Here is a 16565-nt window from a genome sequence, read left to right as displayed (position 1 = left end):
CCGGGTCCTTTCGATTCGGGTCCTGCCCGCGTTCGGGAGCTACCCGGACACAGGCATACCGCACAACGATAACGGGTATGGATGCGCGGCCAAAAACCGACCAGGTCAGACGCCGCGCGAGCGGTCGCCTGACCTGGTCGGAAGCAGTACGTCCAGAGAAGTACCGGTGAGGTACTAGTTCTTCTGGATCTGGTCGAAGCTCAGCTCGACCGGGGTCTCGCGGCCGAAGATCTCGACGAGGCCCTTGACCTTCTTCGAGTCGGCGTTGATCTCGTTGATCGTGGCCTGGAGGGTGGCGAAGGGGCCGTCGGTGACGGTGACCGAGTCGCCGACCTCGAAGTCCAGCACCTGGACCTCGACCTTGCGCTGCGGAGCCGGCTTGCCCTCGGCCTCGGCGGCCTCGCGGGCGGCCTTCTCCTCGGCCTCCGGGGCGAGCATCTTGACGATCTCGTCCAGCGTCAGCGGGTACGGGTCGTAGGCGTTGCCGACGAAGCCGGTGACGCCGGGGGTGTTGCGGACGACGCCCCAGGACTCGTTGGTGAGGTCCATGCGGACCAGCACGTAGCCGGGGAGCTTGTTCTGGCGGATCGTCTTGCGGTCGCCGTTCTTGATCTGGACGACCTCTTCCTGCGGCACCTCGGCCTGGAAGATGTAGTCCTCGACGTTGAGGGAGACGGCGCGCTGCTCGAGGTTGGTCTTCACGCGGTTCTCGTAACCGGCGTAGGTGTGGATGACGTACCACTCGCCGGGCAGGACGCGCAGCTCCTGGCGGAGCTTCTCGATCGGGTCGACGTCGGGCTCGTCCGCCTCGGCCTCGGCCTCACCGGCTTCGGCGTCGGTCTCGGCTTCACCGGCCGTCTCGGCGGTCTCGTCCGCGACGGTCTCGTCCGCGACCGTCTCGTCCGCCTCCGCGACGACGGTGTCGTCGGCAGCCTCGGCCTCGGCGGAGGCCTCGGTGTCCTCGTTGTCGGCGCCCTCGACGGTGCCGAGCTCGTCCTCGACGGACTCGACCGGCTCGATGGCGTCGTTCACGTTCGGGTCAGACACTGTGGCTGCTTCTTCCTGGATACATAGGGGTGGAACACGCGAAAGGGGCGCCGGGTACCTCGGCGCCCTTCGCTCTCGACTCAGCCGAAGACGTACTTGGCGGCGTGAGAGAAGCCATAGTCAATCAGAGTCACCAGGCCGATCATGATGACCACGAAGATGATCACCACGGTGGTGTACGTCGTCAGCTGGTTGCGGCTGGGCCAGACGACCTTGCGCAGTTCCGCGACGATCTGGCGGTAGAAGAGCGCGAGTCGCTTCAGCGGGCCCTTCTTGCCTCGCTTGCCGCCCTTGCGGGACTTCTTCTTGGAGTCCGGCGCCTCGTCCTGGGCATCAGGCATGTCGATGGAGCCCACGGCGTCCGTCACTCGTCCTCACCTGATTCCGGGTCGTGGCCGCGCCGCGCCCGGTTGGAGCCGCACGGCGGTGCATTGCTGTACGTACATGCGCACACATCCTGGCGATGGTGTGTGTAGCAGGGCCGGAGGGACTTGAACCCCCAACCGCTGGTTTTGGAGACCAGTGCTCTACCAATTGAGCTACGACCCTTTGTTCGTCCCCCAACGTACCGCATTCGCCCGGATGCTTGGTGTGCACCGGGTGATCGCGGGCCGCTGAAGGCCAACGAGGTGAGAGTGTACGTGCTCGGGGGCCGGGCGTCGAACAGAAAGCGTGTCCGGACTGATGTTCAGGCCGCAGACCGGACTGGCGTTCAGGTCCTGGACCGGTCCGGTTCAGTCCGTGAAACCCCTGTGCCCGGGAGGTTTCCGGTCTGGAACGATGGGGCCATGAGCGCTGCAACCCCTCCCACCGAGCGCCGGGTCTCCGCCCGAGTCGGCGCGATCTCCGAGTCCGCGACCCTCGCCGTGGACGCCAAGGCCAAGGCCCTCAAGGCCGCCGGGCGTCCCGTGATCGGCTTCGGCGCGGGTGAGCCCGACTTCCCGACGCCGGACTACATCGTCGAGGCCGCCGTCGAGGCGTGCAAGAACCCGAAGTTCCACCGCTACACGCCGGCCGGCGGGCTGCCCGAGCTGAAGGCCGCCATCGCCGCGAAGACGCTGCGCGACTCCGGCTACGAGGTCGACCCGTCGCAGATCCTCGTCACCAACGGCGGCAAGCAGGCGATCTACGAGGCGTTCGCCGCAATCCTCGACCCGGGCGACGAGGTCATCGTCCCGGCGCCGTACTGGACCACGTACCCCGAGTCGATCCGGCTGGCCGGCGGTGTCCCCGTCGAGGTGGTCGCCGACGAGACGACCGGCTACCGGGTGACGGTGGAGCAGCTGGAGGCCGCGCGCACCGAGAAGACCAAGGTCGTCCTCTTCGTGTCGCCGTCGAACCCGACGGGTGCCGTGTACAGCGAGGCCGAGACCGAGGCGATCGGCCGCTGGGCCGTCGAGCACGGACTGTGGGTGCTGACCGACGAGATCTACGAGCACCTGGTGTACGGCGACGCCGTCTCCGTGTCCCTGCCCGCGCTGCTGCCCGAGCTGCGCGACAAGTGCGTCGTGGTCAACGGCGTGGCGAAGACGTACGCGATGACCGGCTGGCGGGTCGGCTGGGTCATCGGCCCGAAGGACGTCGTCAAGGCCGCGACCAACCTCCAGTCGCACGCCACGTCCAACGTCGCCAACGTGTCCCAGGCGGCGGCGCTGGCCGCGGTCTCCGGCGACCTGGACGCCGTGGCGAAGATGCGGGAGGCCTTCGACCGCCGCCGCCAGACCATCGTGCGGATGCTCAACGAGATCGACGGCGTGCTGTGCCCGGAGCCCGAGGGCGCGTTCTACGCCTACCCGTCGGTGAAGGCGCTGCTCGGCAAGGAGATCCGCGGCAGGCGTCCGCAGGACTCGGTCGAGCTGGCCGCGCTCGTCCTGGAGGAGGCCGAGGTCGCGGTGGTGCCGGGTGAGGCGTTCGGCACGCCGGGGTATCTGCGGCTGTCGTACGCGCTCGGGGACGAGGACCTCGTCGAGGGCGTGAGCCGGATCCAGAAGCTGCTGGCGGAGGCGCGGGACTGACCGTCCCGTTGTCCCGCGGGGCCACCCCTCGACGTTGAGGGGTGGCCCTGTTTGTTTGTGCGAGCAAGACCACGTACGGGGAAAGTGCTGTCCGGCCGGGCGTGTCGTGCGGCAGGATCACGGAATGCAGTGCTCTTCAGGGGGACACCCCCCGAACCCCCCGCGTGTACGTGATGTCTCTGAACTGCCCAAGGCCCATCTCCACCTGCACTTCACCGGGTCGATGCGGCCCACCACCCTGCTGGAACTGGCCGACAGGCACGGGGTGCGGCTGCCCGAGACGCTGACCGAGGCGCTGGGCCGCGGGGAGTCGCCGAAGCTGCGGGCGACGGACGAGCGGGGCTGGTTCCGCTTCCAGCGGCTGTACGACGCGGCGCGGTCGTGCCTGCAGACCCCGGAGGACATCCAGCGGCTGGTGCGGGAGGCCGCGGAGGAGGACCTGAAGGACGGGTCGGGGTGGCTGGAGATCCAGGTCGACCCGACCTCGTACGCGCCGCGGCTGGGCGGGCTGATTCCGGCGCTGGAGATCATCCTGGACGCGGTGGAGACGACCGTGCGGGACACCGGGATCGGGATGCGCCTGCTGGTGGCCGCGAACCGGATGAAGCATCCGCTGGACGCGCGGACGCTGGCGCGGCTGGCCGTGCGGTACGCGGAGCGGGGCGTGGTCGGCTTCGGGCTGTCGAACGACGAACGGCGCGGGATGGCCCGCGACTTCGACCGGGCGTTCGCTATCGCGCGGGACGGGGGGCTGCTGTCCGCGCCGCACGGGGGTGAGCTGACCGGTCCCGCGTCGGTGCGGGACTGCCTGGACGACCTGGAGGCCGACCGGATCGGGCACGGCGTGCGGGCGGCGGAGGATCCCCGGCTGCTGAAGCGGCTGGCGGACCGGCAGGTGACGTGCGAGGTGTGCCCGTCGTCGAACGTCGCGCTGGGCGTGTACGAGAAGCCGGAGGACGTGCCGCTGCGCAGGCTCTTCGAGGCGGGCGTGCCGATGGCGCTGGGCGCGGACGACCCGCTGCTGTTCGGGGCGCGGCTGGCCGCCCAGTACGAGATCGCGCGCGAGCACCACGGGTTCACGGACGCGGAGCTGGCGGAACTGGCACGGCAGTCGGTGCGGGGATCCGCGGCGCCGGAGGAGACGAAGGGCAAGCTGCTGGCGGGGGTGGACGACTGGCTTGCGGTGTAGGTGGTGCGGGTGCGGGATGCCTGCGGCGCCTGTGCGGGTTCGGCGGGGGTGCGCGTAGCGCCCTGGGTTCGGTGGGTGGGCCGGGGCCGGGGCCGGGTCGGGGGGTGTCCGTCCTCGGAACGGCGCGGAATCGGTCGACCACAGAAGTGGACTCCGTCGACGCGCCAACCGCTGCGGGCGGGACACCCCCGACCCGCCCCCTTCCCGCCGTACGCGCCTCTCCCGCCGCGTCGCCCCAGCTGCGGGCAGCCGCCACGCCGCCGTCGCTGCGGCCCGCCACCACACCGCCGTGGCTGCGGGCGGTCGTGCCGCTGGGGCGATGGGGCCCCCGCTCTAGCGAAGCCGAGAGTGGGGGAGGGTGGGCGCAGCGGCACCCCGTCAGCGCCGGGCCGCGCACCCCACCCCCGCGCCGGCCCCCGCTAGAGGGCGACGCCCACCGTCACCGGTTCGTTGACCAGGGTGACGCCGAACGCCTCGTGGACCCCGGCGACGACCTCGCGGGCGAGCGCGAGCAGGTCCTCGGTGGTCGCCCCACCGCGGTTGGTGAGGGCGAGGGTGTGCTTGGTGGAGATACGGGCGGGACCGGTGCCGTAGCCCTTGGTGAAGCCCGCCTTGTCGATCAGCCAGGCCGCCGAGGTCTTGAGTCGGCCCTCCCCGGCCGGGAAGGCGGGCGGCTCGACGGCGTCGCCGAGGCACTCGGCGACGCGTGAGCGGAACGCGGCGAACTCCACGTCCGTGAGGACCGGGTTGGTGAAGAACGACCCGGCCGACCAGGTGTCGTGGTCCTCGGGGTCCAGCACCATGCCCTTCCCCGAGCGCAGCTTCAGCACCGTCTCCCGGGCGGCCGTCAGCGGCACCCGGTCGCCCGCCTCGACACCGAGGGCCCGGGCCGTCTCGGCGTAGCGCAGCGGCGCGGAGAGACCTCCGGCGTCCTCCAGCTCGAAGCGGACACGCAGGACGACGTACCGGTCGGGCTCGGCCTTGAAGCGGCTGTGGCGGTAGGAGAAGGCGCAGTCGGCGCCCGAGAGGGCGACCGTCTCGCGGCTCCTGCGGTCGTAGGCGGTGACCTCGGTGATCGTGGCGGACACCTCCTGGCCGTACGCGCCGACGTTCTGGATCGGGGTCGCGCCGGCCGAGCCGGGGATGCCGGCCAGGCACTCGACGCCCGCAAGGCCCGCCTCGACGGTACGGGCGACCGCGTCGGTCCAGATCTCGCCGGCCGCCAGCTCGAGCGTCGTGCCGTCGAGGCGGAAGCCGCGCGTGGCGATGTGCAGGGCGGTGCCGTCGAAGCCCTTGTCGCCGATGACCAGGTTGGATCCGCCGCCGATGAGCAGCAGCGGGGTCCCGGTGTCGTCGGCCTCGCGGACGGCGGCGATCACCTCGGCGTCGGTCGTGGCCGTGACCAGCCGGGTCGCGGGGCCGCCCAGGCGGAAGGTGGTCAGCGGGGCGAGGGGGGCGTCGTGGAGTTCCTGCACGCGCTCAAGACTACGAGACGGCACCGGCGGGCCGGGGCGGAGGGAAACACGGGAACGCCCCGGACCGGAGGCCGGGGCGTTGCCGGGCGCGTGCTCCGGTGCACGCCGGGCCGGTGCCCGGATGCGCCTCATGCCAGGCGTTTGCGGACCTCCGCCCAGTCAACCGGAAGCTCGCCGCTCGACGCCGGCCAGGAGGCGAACTTCGACCCCCTCATCTGCGCCGACAGCCCGCGGGAGGCCGGCGCGTGGGTGCCGGAGCGGGCGAAGGTCTTGAGGGCCTCGGGCGACTCCCAGGCGGAGAGCGTCCAGAAGGTCCGCTTGAACGGTTCCGCCTTCAGGGAGGCGCCGTACGCTCCCGGGGCGCTCCTGACCTGCCGCCACACGCCCGGCGTGCGCGCGAGGAACTTGAGCGCTCCCCACAGGGTGCGGGTCTCGAAGCGGGAGGCGAAGACGTGGACCTCGGTGGCCCGCGGCGGCCGGTTCGGCACCGTCCAGGGAAGGGAGGGCATGACGTACTCCTCTCGTGTCGTGTGCGTTCTGTGTCCTGTGCGTTCTGTGTCGTGCGGTTCGTGCCGTGTGCGTCGTGGCGTGTACTGCGTGCCGTGCGCTGCGTGCCGTGCGCTGCGTGCCGTGCGTCGCGCGTTCTTGGGTCAGGGCGCGGACGGCGCCGTGGCGAGCTCAGGCTCGGGGACCGGGACGGTGCCCGGCTCGGCGTCCGGTCCGGCCGCGGGGCCGGCGCCTCCGGTCCGGCGGGCCGGGATCAGCAGGACCGCGACACCGCCGAGGGCCACCATCCCGGCGCCCACCGCCACCGCCGGCCGCAGTCCGTCGACGAAGGACTGCGCGGACTCGTAACCGCCCTGCGCCGCGAAGATCGACGACATGACCGCGATGCCGAGCGCGCCGCCCACCTCGCGCAGTGCGTTGTTGGCGCCGGACGCGATGCCCTGCTCCTTCGCGGCGACGCTGGACATCACCAGCGCGGAGGCGGGGGCGAAGTAGAGGGCCATACCGATCCCGCTGATGATCAGACCGGGCAGCTGGACGGCGTAGGAGGCGTCGGCCGTGATCACGTAGGCCAGGTAACCGAGGCCGGCCGCCTGGAGGAAGAGTCCGGTCGCGACGACCGGGCGGCCTCCGAGCCGGTCCGAGAGGATGCCGGCGATCGGCGCGACCAGCATCGGCATGCCGGTCCAGGGCAGCATGCGCAGGCCCGCCTCGGTCGGCGAGTAGCCGAGCACGCCCTGCATGTACTGGCTGAGCAGGAAGATCGAGCCGAACATCCCCAGGAACATCAGCAGACTCGCCGCGTTGATGCCGGAGAAGGCACGGGAGCGGAACAGCCGCATGGGGAGCATCGGGTTCTTGGCCCGGGTGCTGTAGAGGACGAAGCCGACGAGGAGCGCGGCCCCCGCGAACAGAGCGGTCAGCACCACGGTGCCGGTCCAGCCGTCGACGGGTCCGCGGACCAGGCCGTAGACGATGCCGAAGAGTCCGCCGCTGGCGAGCAGGGTGCCGGGTATGTCGAGCGGGGCGCCGGTGCCGTGCGACTCGGCGAGGCGGAGGCGGGCGAGGGGCAGCAGGGCCAGGCCCAGCGGGACGTTCAGCCAGAAGATGAACTGCCACGAGATGTGCTCGGTGAGGCTGCCGCCGACCAGTGGCCCGGAGGCCACGGCGAGTCCGTTGACCGCACCCCAGATGCCGTACGCCATTCCGCGGCGTTCGGCGGGTACCGCGGCCGTGAGCAGGGTCAGCGTCAGCGGCATCATGATCGCCGCGCCCACGCCCTGCACCGCTCGGGCGGCGATGAGCGAGTCGATGCCGGGCGACAGGGCCGCGGCCGCGGAGGCCCCGGTGAAGACGGTGAGGCCGACGAGGAAGAGCCTGCGGCGGCCGAAGCGGTCACCGAGGGCCGCACCGAACATCAGGAGGACGGCGAAGGTGAGCGTGTAGGCGCTCACGGTCCATTCCAGGTCGTGCAGCGCGCCGCCCAGGTCTTCACGGATGGAGGGCAGGGCGGTGGTGACGACGAGATTGTCCAGGGCCGCCATGAAACCGGCGACGCTGGTGATGACGAGGGCCCAGACCGCTCCCCCGCCCCGTGCGTTCTGACGTGCTCCGTGCTGTGACATCTCTCCCCCAGAGGGTGTGCACTCGACGTGGATTCAATTAGTAATTGATGACTAACTTTGCGGGGCATGCGGAAGCGGCCGACGGCCACCGCTCCGCGTGCCGCCCGCGTTCTCCTACGTGTCCGCGTCTTCCTGGCCCGGCTTGGCCTGCCCCGACTCGTAGATGCCGCCGTAGACGCGGTGCCCCGGCGGGAACCCCATACCGACCAGGGTGTTGATCAGCATGCCGTACGCCAGGAAGGTCGTCGTCTCGCCGACGTCGGCCCCCAGAGGCAGGTGCACGGTGTCCCGGATTTCGAGCCAGCCCTTGCGGACCATCTCGCCGAACTCGTGGTCCCCGGCCGCCTCGGCGGCGGCGACGGTGACGTACACCTGCAACTGCATCTGGAGCTTCTCGGGGTGGTCCGCGATCAGCCGCGAGTAGGCCTCGGCCATGGCGTGCCGGGCTTCTTCGCCGCGCAGACCCTCGGACGCCTTCTCGAAGACCTCGCGAGTGTCCCGGAGGCAGCGTTCCGCCACCGCGAGGAAGATCGCCTTCTTGCCCGGGAAGAGCCGGAAGAGGTACGGCTGCGAAACACCCACGCGCTTGGCGATGTCCTCCGTGGACGTGCCGTGATAGCCGCCACGGGCGAACTCGCTCGTCGCCGCGCGGATGACGCTTTCACGCCGTTCCTCTGCGCTCATCCTGACCATGAGAGGAAGTTAGTACTCAATCACTAACTACGTCAAGGGCGATACGTCCGCCCGGCGGGCGACGACGCGTCAGCGCGGGCGCCGCTGTACGACGTCGGCGATCACCGTGTCGACCAGCTTGCCGACGGCCGCCGCGGCCGGCGGACGGCCCGGGTCGCGGTCCGCGAACAGGAGATGACCCCCGCCGACGAGGGAGAGGGTGAGTGAGTCGATGTCGGCGTCGGCCGAGATGCGACCCCTCGCACGCTCTTCGGACAGGTAGGCGGAGACCGCGGCCGTGACTTGGGCGAGGATCGCGATGCCGCCACCGGGCACGGCCTGCCGCAGCCGCGCTCGCAGCTCGTCCCGGAAGGTGACGAGCGGAATGATCGCCACGGGGACCGGCCCGAACAGGGCGATCAGCGCGCCGGTGAGATTGCCGGCCACGGTGCCGTGACCGACGGCCTCCCTCAGCGCCAGCGCCTGCGTGTCGAGCTGCGCGGCCCGGTCGAGCACGAGTTCGACGAGAAAGGCGTCGAAGTCCGTGAAGTGCCGGTGCAGGACGCCTTTGGCGCAGCCCGCCTCGTCCGTGACGGCCCGGCTGGTCAGCCCGTTCGGGCCGTCGCGCAGGAGCACGCGTTCGGCGGCGTCGAACAGCTGCTGCCGCGCATCGCGAAGGTGCACTCCGGTCGGCACTTGCGGTTCCTCTCTCACACGCTTGCTCATCGGCTGCCCATTGGCTTGTGGGCACTCGCCCACTAAAGTGAACGCATGCCCACTCTATCCTCGCCGGAACAGCCCGAACAGCCGGAACCGACGTCACCGCATCAGGCCCGGCGGACGGCCGAGTCCTTCGGCGCCGACGCGCGGCGCTACGACCGGGCCCGACCGGCCTACCCCGACGACCTGGTGACGCGGGTCGTCGCGGGGAGCCCCGGGTCCGACTTCCTCGACGTCGGCTGCGGCACGGGCATCGCGGCCCGCCAGTTCCAGGCCGCCGGTTGCGCCGTGCTCGGTGTGGAGCCGGACGCGCGGATGGCCGGCTTCGCCCGGGCCCGCGGGCTGCCGGTCGAGGTGGCGGCCTTCGAGGCCTGGGAGCCGGGCGGCCGAGCCTTCGACGCGGTGATCGCCGCCCAGTCGTGGCACTGGGTGGACCCGGCCGCCGGTGACGCGAAGGCGGCCCAGGTGCTGCGACCTGACGGGCGCCTGGCGATCTTCGGGCACGTGTTCGAACCGCCGGCCGAGGTGGCCGAGCCGTTCGCGGCCGCCTACCGTCGGGCGGCACCCGAATCTCCGTTCAGCGATCAGCCGGCGCGACGTCCGCTCGAGATGTACCAGGCGGGCTACGCGCAGTTCGCCGACCGCATCCGCGAGTCCGGGCGGTTCGACGAACCGGAGCAGTGGCGATTCGACTGGGAGCGGTCGTACACCCGCGACCAGTGGCTGGATCTGCTCCCCACCACCGGCGGCCTCACCCGGCTCCGCCCCGATCAACAGGCCGCCGTACTGAGCGCGGTCGGCCGCGCCGTCGACGCTCTGGGCGGCCACTTCACGATGCAGTACACGACGCTGGCGACCACGGCGGTACGCGCCGGCACCCACTGACCCGCTCCCCCGGACGGACTGGTCTGCCCCGGCCGGGTCCGGCCTGCCCCGGCCGAGTCGGTCAGGGCAGGCCGGAGCGGCTGCGGGCCCGGGGGGGCCGACCCGTCAGCCCAGTCGTACGACCGCCCTCGACATGCCGAGGACCTTCTGGCCGGCGCTGGTGGCCGTGAGGTCGACGCGGACGGTGTTGTCGTCGAGCTTGGCCGCCACCTTGCCGCTGACCTCGATCACGGCGCCCCGGTCGTCGTTCGGGACGACGACGGGGCGGGTGAAGCGGACGCCGTACTCCACGACCGCGCCCGGGTCGCCGGTCCAGTCGGTGACGACGCGGATGGCCTCGGCCATGGTGAACATGCCGTGCGCGATGACGTCCGGCAGGCCCACCTCCTTGGCGAACTTCTCGTTCCAGTGGATCGGGTTGAAGTCGCCGGAGGCGCCCGCGTACCGCACGAGCGCCGCGCGGTCCACGGGGAAGCTCCGTGCGGGCAGTTCGGTCCCGACCTCGACGTCGCTGTACGCGATCTTCACCGCCGCAGGGGCCGCGACGGAGTTCGCCGCGGAGTTCGCGGAGTCGGTCACGGAACCGGGCACGGAGGCCGTCATGGGATCCGTCATGGGGTGCTCACGCCTCCTCGGCCGCGCGGGCCACGAGCTTGGTCCAGGCGGTCACGACGTGTTCGCCGGCCTCGTCGTGGACCTCGCCGCGGATGTCCAGGATGTCGTTGCCGGCCAGCGACTTGATCGCCTCGATGGTCGAGGTGACGGTGAGCCGGTCACCGGCCCGCACCGGGCGGACGTAGGCGAACTTCTGGTCGCCGTGCACCACCCGGCTGTAGTCCAGCCCGAGCTGCGGGTCCTCGACGACCTGACCGGCCGCCTTGAACGTGATCGAGAACACGAAGGTCGGCGGAGCGATCACATCCGGATGGCCGAGCGCCTTCGCCGCCTCCGCGTCGGTGTACGCCGGATTGGCGTCCCCCACCGCCTCCGCGAACTCGCGGATCTTTTCCCGGCCCACCTCATAGGGCGCGGTCGGCGGATAACTCCGCCCCACGAACGACTGGTCGAGCGCCATGGGCTCGCAACCTCCTGCTGCTGCTCTTCGTATCTGTGACAACGAGCGGCTGTGCCGACGAGTGCCTGCCTGCACAACGACACGAGGCCGCCCCCAAGCTTCGGGGACGGCCTCGTGTACGAGCCTGATTTATCGCGTCTCGCGGTGCGCGGTGTGCGCGTTGCAACGCGGGCAGTGCTTCTTCATCTCCAGTCGGTCCGGGTTGTTACGCCGGTTCTTCTTGGTGATGTAGTTCCGCTCCTTGCACTCCACGCAGGCCAGCGTGATCTTCGGGCGGACGTCGGTGGCAGCCACGTGAGTGCTCCTTGACGAACGGATTGATGGTATTAACGCAGGAAAGAGTAGCCGATTGAAGGACCGACCCCGCAATCGGCTACTGAGAGTAGCGGTGACCGGACTTGAACCGGTGACACAGCGATTATGAGCCGCTTGCTCTACCGACTGAGCTACACCGCTGTGATGCGATCGGACCCCGCCTCGCGACGGGAACCTTTCACACCAGAGCCCCAAAACGGAATCGAACCGTTGACCTTCTCCTTACCATGGAGACGCTCTGCCGACTGAGCTATTGGGGCGAGCGATGAAGACATTACACGGTCGCCCGCCGTTCGCCCAAATCCGTTTCGCCGACCCTGCCCCGTCCCGTCCCACCCGCTGCGGGGCGATCCCGGGCGCGCGGACGGCACCGGTACGACTATTGCGCTCCTCCGCGCCACGGACTGATCACCGTCCTAGGCTCGACTCACTCTGCGTGATCATGCGTCCCCCACTGCGCAGCCCCTAGCCCAGAGGAGCGCGATGCCCGACAGCCAGCCGCAGCAGCCCCACTCGCCCTCCCCCTCGGGCCCCGCCGACCGCGGCTCGCTCCTGCTCTCCGGGGCTCGGCTCACCGACGGCCGGACCGTGGACGTACGGCTCCACGGCGGGCGCATCGAGGCGGTCGGCACGGCCGGCAGCCTGACCCCGCGACGCGTACCCGGCCCCGACGGCCGGCTGGACAGGGGCGGTCACCTGGACCTGGACGGCTACCTGCTGCTCCCCGCCCCCGCCGATCCGCACGTCCACGCCGACACGGCGCTCACGGCCGACGTCCCCGGCCCCGTGTCCTACGATCCCGAGGACGTCCAGCGCCGGGCCACCGAGGCGGCCCTGCTCCAGCTGGGACACGGCGCCACCGCGCTGCGGGCACACGTGCGGGTGGGCGACGTCGCGGGCCTCGGCGCGCTGACCGCCGTACTGCGGACCCGGCGCTCGCTGCGCGGGCTCGCCGAACTGACCGCGGTGGCGATGCCGAGGGTGCTCACCGGGGTGGCCGGTGCCGACGGCCTGGCGATGCTGCGTGACGCGGTCAAGATGGGCGCGGACGTGGTGGGCGGGTGCCCGGACCTGGACCCCGACCCGACCGGGTACGTGGAGGCCGTCCTGGAGGTCGCCGCCGAGCACGGCTGCCCGGTCGACCTGCACACCGACGCCGCCGATCCGGCGCGGCTGGCACGCCTGGCGGCCATGGCGGGAGGGCTGCGCCCCGGCGTGGCCGTCGGTCCCTGCGACGGCCTGGGCCGGCTCCCCGCCGAGGTGGTCTCCCGGGCCGCGGACCAGCTCGCGGCGGCCGGAGTGACGGTGGTCTGCCTGCCGCAGGGCGCCTGCGGGGCCTCGGACCACCCCGACGGCACGGCTCCCGTACGGCTGCTGCGGGCGGCCGGGGTACGGGTCACCGCCGGGAGCGGCGCACTGCGGGACGTGTCCAACCCGGTCGGGCGGGGCGACCCCCTGGAGGCCGCCCACCTGCTGGCCTCGCGGCACGGACTGCGCCCCGAGGAGGCGTACGACGCGGTCGGCGCGGCGGCTCGGTCGGCCCTCGGGCTGCCCGAGGTACGGGTGGAGGCGGGCTTCCCGGCCGAACTCCTCGCCGTACGCGGGGACCGGCTGGCGGGGGCGCTGTCGCTGGCGTACAGCCGGATCGTGGTGCACCGGGGGCGCGTGGTGGCGCGGACCAGCGCGGTACGGGAGTACGGCGACTCCTCCGCCGCGTCCGACCTGGGGCTGCCGCGGCAGGGGCGTGGCGGGCGCGGAGGACGGGACGGGCACGGCGGGCCCGACGGACGTGGGGACATGGCCTGAGAACCTGACGAGAGTCGGGGACGAACCGGGGCGGCGGACCGGGGCGGCGGGCGGCGATCACGCGCGGCGCCGGGCGGCGAAGTCGTGGGGCGGGGCGGCGAAGTCGTGCGGCGGGGGCGGTCGTCGGGGCGTACGGTCGAAGACATGCGCATTGTCATCGCTGGTGGTCATGGTCAGATCGCGCTGCGGCTGGAGCGGTTGCTCGCCGCGCGCGGGGACGAGGTGGCGGGCATCGTCCGCAAGGCGGAGCAGGCCGACGATCTGCGTGCGGCGGGGGCCGAACCGGTCGTGCTGGACCTGGAGTCGGCCTCGGTCGGCGAAGTGGCGGAGCGGCTGCGGGGCGCGGACGCGGTGGTCTTCGCGGCGGGCGCCGGCCCCGGCAGCGGGGCGGCCCGCAAGGACACGGTGGACAAGGCGGCGGCGGTCCTCTTCGCCGACGCGGCGGTCCGGGCGGGCGTGCGGCGCTTCCTGGTCGTGTCGTCCATGGGCGCCGACCCCCGGCACCAGGGCGACGAGATCTTCGACGTCTACCTCCGCGCCAAGGGCGAGGCCGACGCGTACGTCAGCTCACTGGACGCCTTGGACTGGACGATCCTGCGCCCCGGCGCCCTGACGGACGACGCGGGCACGGGCCTCGTACGTCTGGAGGCGCACACCGGCCGCGGCCCGGTCCCGCGCGACGACGTCGCAGCGGTGCTCGCGGAACTGGTCGACACCCCGGCCACGAACGGCCTGACCCTGGAGCTGATCAGCGGCTCGGCGCCCGTGTCGGTGGCGGTGAAGTCGGTGGCCGGGAACTGAGGCACGGCGCGACGCCCGCGGGCGCGGGGCTGCTGGCGTCCGGCGACCCAGCGGTCAGAAGAGGGGCAGCTGTCCGGGGAATTCGGGGACGACGTACCCGTCCAAGGACGGCTGCGCCGCCCCGAGTTGTGCCGACCGGCGCGAACCGGGACAGGACACGAGCTCACCGCTCTCCCGCGCGCCGGGCGGGTCGTGGCGCGCGTACCGCCCCGCGACCACGGCGATCTCGCGACGGCACTCGGGGCAGGTTCTGCGACGGGAGGACGGGGCCATGGCCCCAGTCTGCCCGCCGGCCGCGATCCCAGAGCCGCCCCACGGGCCGCATGTCCGTACCCGCACATGACGAAGGGCCCCGCGACCTGCTGTTCATGCAGGTCACGGGGCCCTTTCGTTCCCGTGTGGCGGCGCCAGGATTCGAACCTGGGAAGGCTGAGCCGGCAGATTTACAGTCTGCTCCCTTTGGCCGCTCGGGCACACCGCCGGGGTTCGCTGCCCGGCGAACCGCTTTTGGGCGGTGCTCCGTGGCAACGACGTAAACAATACCTGATGCGGAGGGGTGCTTCGCCACCCGATTGATCGCCGCTCGGGACGCGGCGGGTGGCTAGGCTTGTCCGGATGCGGCCGAGGACCCTGCCGGGACCGGCGGCCGTCGACATATGCCGGTACGGACCCGATACGCACCCAATACAAGGAGCCACAGGACATGGCCGACTCCAGTTTCGACATCGTCTCGAAGGTCGAGCGGCAGGAGGTCGACAACGCCCTCAACCAGGCCGCCAAGGAGATCTCGCAGCGCTACGACTTCAAGGGCGTGGGGGCCTCGATCTCGTGGTCCGGGGAGAAGATCCTCATGGAGGCCAACTCCGAGGACCGGGTGAACGCGATCCTCGACGTCTTCCAGTCCAAGCTGATCAAGCGCGGCATCTCGCTCAAGGCTCTGGACGCGGGCGAGCCCCAGCTCTCCGGCAAGGAGTACAAGATCTTCGCGTCGATCGAGGAGGGCATCTCCCAGGAGAACGCGAAGAAGGTGGCCAAGCTCATCCGCGACGAGGGCCCCAAGGGCGTGAAGGCCCAGGTGCAGGGCGAGGAGCTGCGGGTCTCCTCGAAGAGCCGGGACGATCTGCAGACCGTGATCGCCCTGGTGAAGGGCCGGGACTTCGACTTCGCGCTGCAGTTCGTGAACTACCGGTGATCTGCTGAGCCGGCTACGCGGGGGAGGAAAGCATGCCTCCGACGACGGGAAGGGGTGGGCACCCGGCGGTGCCCACCCCTTCCCGTCCTGCCTCGTCCGGTCCGCGCGTGTTCAGTTCCGCGAGTTGCCGAACAGGAGCCGGTAGGCGACCAGGAGCACCAGTGAACCGCCGATCGCCGCGGCCCAGGTCGCGCCGTCGTAGAAGTCCTTGCTGATCGGGTGGTCCAGCCAGCGGGCCGATATCCAGCCGCCGATGAACGCGCCCGCGATGCCGATGAGGGTGGTGCCGATGAACCCTCCGGGGTCGCGGCCCGGCAGCAGGAACTTGGCGATGGCTCCGGCCAGCAGTCCGAGGATGATCCAGCTGATGACGGTCATGCCGTGACCCTGCCCTTTCTTGCCGCGCCCACACTGTGGCAGTGCTGTGAGCTCGGCCCTCCGCGATGTTCATGTCCTCTCGGCGAACAGGACGTTGCGACCGCACTCGATGGTTGCGTTGACCAGCACGGTGCGGCCGGGCCGGGTGTGCGGTGCCCGCTTTCTCGCTGCCGGTGAGCTCGGTCGTCGTCGGTGCGGGGCAGCAGGTGCCGCGGCAGGCGAACGGCTACCGGGTACCGGGCCCTCTCCCGGTACGTATGGGGAAGTCGGTCCACGGGGTCGGTTCCGGACCCTCGTTGGTCTCCTCGTACCAGCCCGTGCCGTCGACCCAGGTGCGCAGCCAGTCGGTGAGGCTCGGGGCGTCGACGTACCAGGCGTGGTCGGCGTCGCCGGCGTTGGGCTCGAAGAGGAGCACCGTGGCCTGCGGGGAGCGGCAGTCGACGCACGCGTACATCGCGCAGCCCCAGTGGGATATCGGCAGGACGCCCTCGGGCCAGGGCCAGTCGGGGTCCTTCGCGCCGCTCTCGCGGTTGGCGAGGTACTGGGCGACGGCGGCGGGCTCTCCCGAGGGCGGGCTGTCGAGCAGGGGCAGCAGACCGTATTCCGGGCCGAATCCGCCGTCCCCTATACGCAGGTACAGCTCGGCGAGCAGTGCGGGGAGAGGAAAGCCCAGAGCGGCCTCGGCGCGGGCCGGTGCCGCCCCGTCCACGGGGGCGGGAAGGGAGGCCCAGCCCCACGGGGGAGCCTTCCGCGCCTTGGCGGCCACCCGGTGCAGCAACTGCTCGATCTCGGTCATGGGTTCATGATGCGGGCCGCCACCGACATCGGGGCGGGTCTGTGGACAACCCGGATGTTGTGGACAA

General features: G+C 71.3%; 19 protein-coding genes and 4 tRNA genes. 6 read left to right on the top strand and 17 right to left on the bottom strand.

The window, feature by feature from the left end:
- Positions 1 to 174: 174 nt before the first annotated feature.
- From nusG to ACIQFU_RS03900, 3 genes are all read right to left on the bottom strand, one after another.
- A complete protein-coding gene (gene nusG, locus ACIQFU_RS03910) occupies positions 175 to 1047 on the bottom strand; it encodes a transcription termination/antitermination protein NusG (protein WP_402548771.1) in 873 nt (290 codons plus the stop codon).
- A gap of 80 nt (positions 1048 to 1127) precedes the next feature.
- Positions 1128 to 1415 carry a preprotein translocase subunit SecE gene (gene secE, locus ACIQFU_RS03905; RefSeq protein ID WP_007443916.1) on the bottom strand — a complete coding sequence of 96 codons (288 nt, stop codon included), beginning with the start codon at positions 1413 to 1415 and terminating at the stop codon, positions 1128 to 1130.
- A gap of 108 nt (positions 1416 to 1523) precedes the next feature.
- A tRNA-Trp gene (locus ACIQFU_RS03900) sits at positions 1524 to 1596 on the bottom strand.
- Positions 1597 to 1835: 239 nt separating this feature from the next.
- Between ACIQFU_RS03900 and ACIQFU_RS03895 the strand changes: the two genes are divergently transcribed.
- On the top strand, positions 1836 to 3062 hold the full coding sequence (locus ACIQFU_RS03895) for a pyridoxal phosphate-dependent aminotransferase (protein ID WP_402548768.1): 1227 nt from the start codon (positions 1836 to 1838) through the stop codon (positions 3060 to 3062).
- 124 nt (positions 3063 to 3186) lie between these two features.
- Positions 3187 to 4251: an adenosine deaminase gene (locus ACIQFU_RS03890; RefSeq protein WP_402548766.1), complete on the top strand. Its 1065-nt coding sequence runs from the start codon at positions 3187 to 3189 to the stop codon at positions 4249 to 4251.
- 419 nt (positions 4252 to 4670) lie between these two features.
- On the opposite strand, the gene ACIQFU_RS03885 is transcribed toward ACIQFU_RS03890, so the two are convergent.
- The 5 genes from ACIQFU_RS03885 to ACIQFU_RS03865 form a co-directional block, all read right to left on the bottom strand.
- A complete protein-coding gene (locus tag ACIQFU_RS03885) occupies positions 4671 to 5726 on the bottom strand; it encodes a UDP-N-acetylmuramate dehydrogenase (protein WP_402548765.1) in 1056 nt (351 codons plus the stop codon).
- Positions 5727 to 5854: 128 nt separating this feature from the next.
- Positions 5855 to 6235: a DUF3291 domain-containing protein gene (locus ACIQFU_RS03880; protein WP_402548763.1), complete on the bottom strand. Its 381-nt coding sequence runs from the start codon at positions 6233 to 6235 to the stop codon at positions 5855 to 5857.
- 141 nt (positions 6236 to 6376) lie between these two features.
- Positions 6377 to 7858: an MFS transporter gene (locus ACIQFU_RS03875; RefSeq protein WP_402548761.1), complete on the bottom strand. Its 1482-nt coding sequence runs from the start codon at positions 7856 to 7858 to the stop codon at positions 6377 to 6379.
- 114 nt (positions 7859 to 7972) lie between these two features.
- Positions 7973 to 8551 (bottom strand): TetR/AcrR family transcriptional regulator, encoded by a 579-nt coding sequence (locus tag ACIQFU_RS03870; protein WP_402548760.1) that lies wholly within the window; start codon positions 8549 to 8551, stop codon positions 7973 to 7975.
- Between the two features lie 69 nt (positions 8552 to 8620).
- Positions 8621 to 9226, bottom strand: coding sequence for a TetR/AcrR family transcriptional regulator (locus tag ACIQFU_RS03865; protein WP_402548759.1), 606 nt, complete (start codon positions 9224 to 9226; stop codon positions 8621 to 8623).
- Between the two features lie 75 nt (positions 9227 to 9301).
- Between ACIQFU_RS03865 and ACIQFU_RS03860 the strand changes: the two genes are divergently transcribed.
- Positions 9302 to 10135, top strand: a complete 834-nt coding sequence (locus ACIQFU_RS03860) for a class I SAM-dependent methyltransferase (protein WP_402548757.1) — start codon at positions 9302 to 9304, stop codon at positions 10133 to 10135.
- Between the two features lie 105 nt (positions 10136 to 10240).
- Here the strand turns inward: ACIQFU_RS03860 and ACIQFU_RS03855 are convergent, their stop codons facing one another.
- From ACIQFU_RS03855 to ACIQFU_RS03835, 5 genes are all read right to left on the bottom strand, one after another.
- Positions 10241 to 10750: a MaoC family dehydratase gene (locus ACIQFU_RS03855; RefSeq protein ID WP_402548755.1), complete on the bottom strand. Its 510-nt coding sequence runs from the start codon at positions 10748 to 10750 to the stop codon at positions 10241 to 10243.
- A 7-nt stretch (positions 10751 to 10757) separates the two neighbouring features.
- Positions 10758 to 11210: a MaoC family dehydratase N-terminal domain-containing protein gene (locus tag ACIQFU_RS03850; RefSeq protein WP_402548753.1), complete on the bottom strand. Its 453-nt coding sequence runs from the start codon at positions 11208 to 11210 to the stop codon at positions 10758 to 10760.
- 129 nt (positions 11211 to 11339) lie between these two features.
- Positions 11340 to 11504: a 50S ribosomal protein L33 gene (rpmG, locus tag ACIQFU_RS03845; RefSeq protein ID WP_003948671.1), complete on the bottom strand. Its 165-nt coding sequence runs from the start codon at positions 11502 to 11504 to the stop codon at positions 11340 to 11342.
- Between the two features lie 89 nt (positions 11505 to 11593).
- Positions 11594 to 11666 (bottom strand) — tRNA-Met (locus ACIQFU_RS03840).
- A 46-nt stretch (positions 11667 to 11712) separates the two neighbouring features.
- Positions 11713 to 11785, bottom strand: a tRNA-Thr gene (locus ACIQFU_RS03835).
- Between the two features lie 223 nt (positions 11786 to 12008).
- On the opposite strand from ACIQFU_RS03835, the gene ACIQFU_RS03830 reads away from it, so the two are divergent.
- A complete protein-coding gene (locus ACIQFU_RS03830; RefSeq protein ID WP_402548752.1) occupies positions 12009 to 13331 on the top strand; it encodes a hydrolase in 1323 nt (440 codons plus the stop codon).
- A 144-nt stretch (positions 13332 to 13475) separates the two neighbouring features.
- Positions 13476 to 14132 (top strand): SDR family oxidoreductase, encoded by a 657-nt coding sequence (locus ACIQFU_RS03825; protein ID WP_402548750.1) that lies wholly within the window; start codon positions 13476 to 13478, stop codon positions 14130 to 14132.
- Between the two features lie 54 nt (positions 14133 to 14186).
- Here ACIQFU_RS03825 and ACIQFU_RS03820 read toward each other — a convergent pair whose 3' ends face one another.
- Positions 14187 to 14405, bottom strand: coding sequence for a hypothetical protein (locus ACIQFU_RS03820; RefSeq protein ID WP_402548749.1), 219 nt, complete (start codon positions 14403 to 14405; stop codon positions 14187 to 14189).
- A 126-nt stretch (positions 14406 to 14531) separates the two neighbouring features.
- Positions 14532 to 14613: transfer RNA gene (locus ACIQFU_RS03815), tRNA-Tyr, on the bottom strand.
- 222 nt (positions 14614 to 14835) lie between these two features.
- Between ACIQFU_RS03815 and ACIQFU_RS03810 the strand changes: the two genes are divergently transcribed.
- Complete coding sequence (locus tag ACIQFU_RS03810; protein WP_402548748.1) at positions 14836 to 15324, top strand: YajQ family cyclic di-GMP-binding protein; 489 nt, start codon at positions 14836 to 14838, stop codon at positions 15322 to 15324.
- A 111-nt stretch (positions 15325 to 15435) separates the two neighbouring features.
- Here ACIQFU_RS03810 and ACIQFU_RS03805 read toward each other — a convergent pair whose 3' ends face one another.
- Positions 15436 to 15702: a GlsB/YeaQ/YmgE family stress response membrane protein gene (locus ACIQFU_RS03805; protein ID WP_402548746.1), complete on the bottom strand. Its 267-nt coding sequence runs from the start codon at positions 15700 to 15702 to the stop codon at positions 15436 to 15438.
- A gap of 226 nt (positions 15703 to 15928) precedes the next feature.
- Positions 15929 to 16498 carry an SMI1/KNR4 family protein gene (locus ACIQFU_RS03800; protein WP_402548744.1) on the bottom strand — a complete coding sequence of 190 codons (570 nt, stop codon included), beginning with the start codon at positions 16496 to 16498 and terminating at the stop codon, positions 15929 to 15931.
- Positions 16499 to 16565: the final 67 nt, after the last annotated feature.

Source organism: Streptomyces sp. NPDC093065 (assembly GCF_044754585.1).
Lineage (GTDB): Bacteria > Actinomycetota > Actinomycetes > Streptomycetales > Streptomycetaceae > Streptomyces.
Note: the sequence above shows the minus strand (reverse complement) of the source record. Positions and strands in the feature narration are given on the sequence as shown.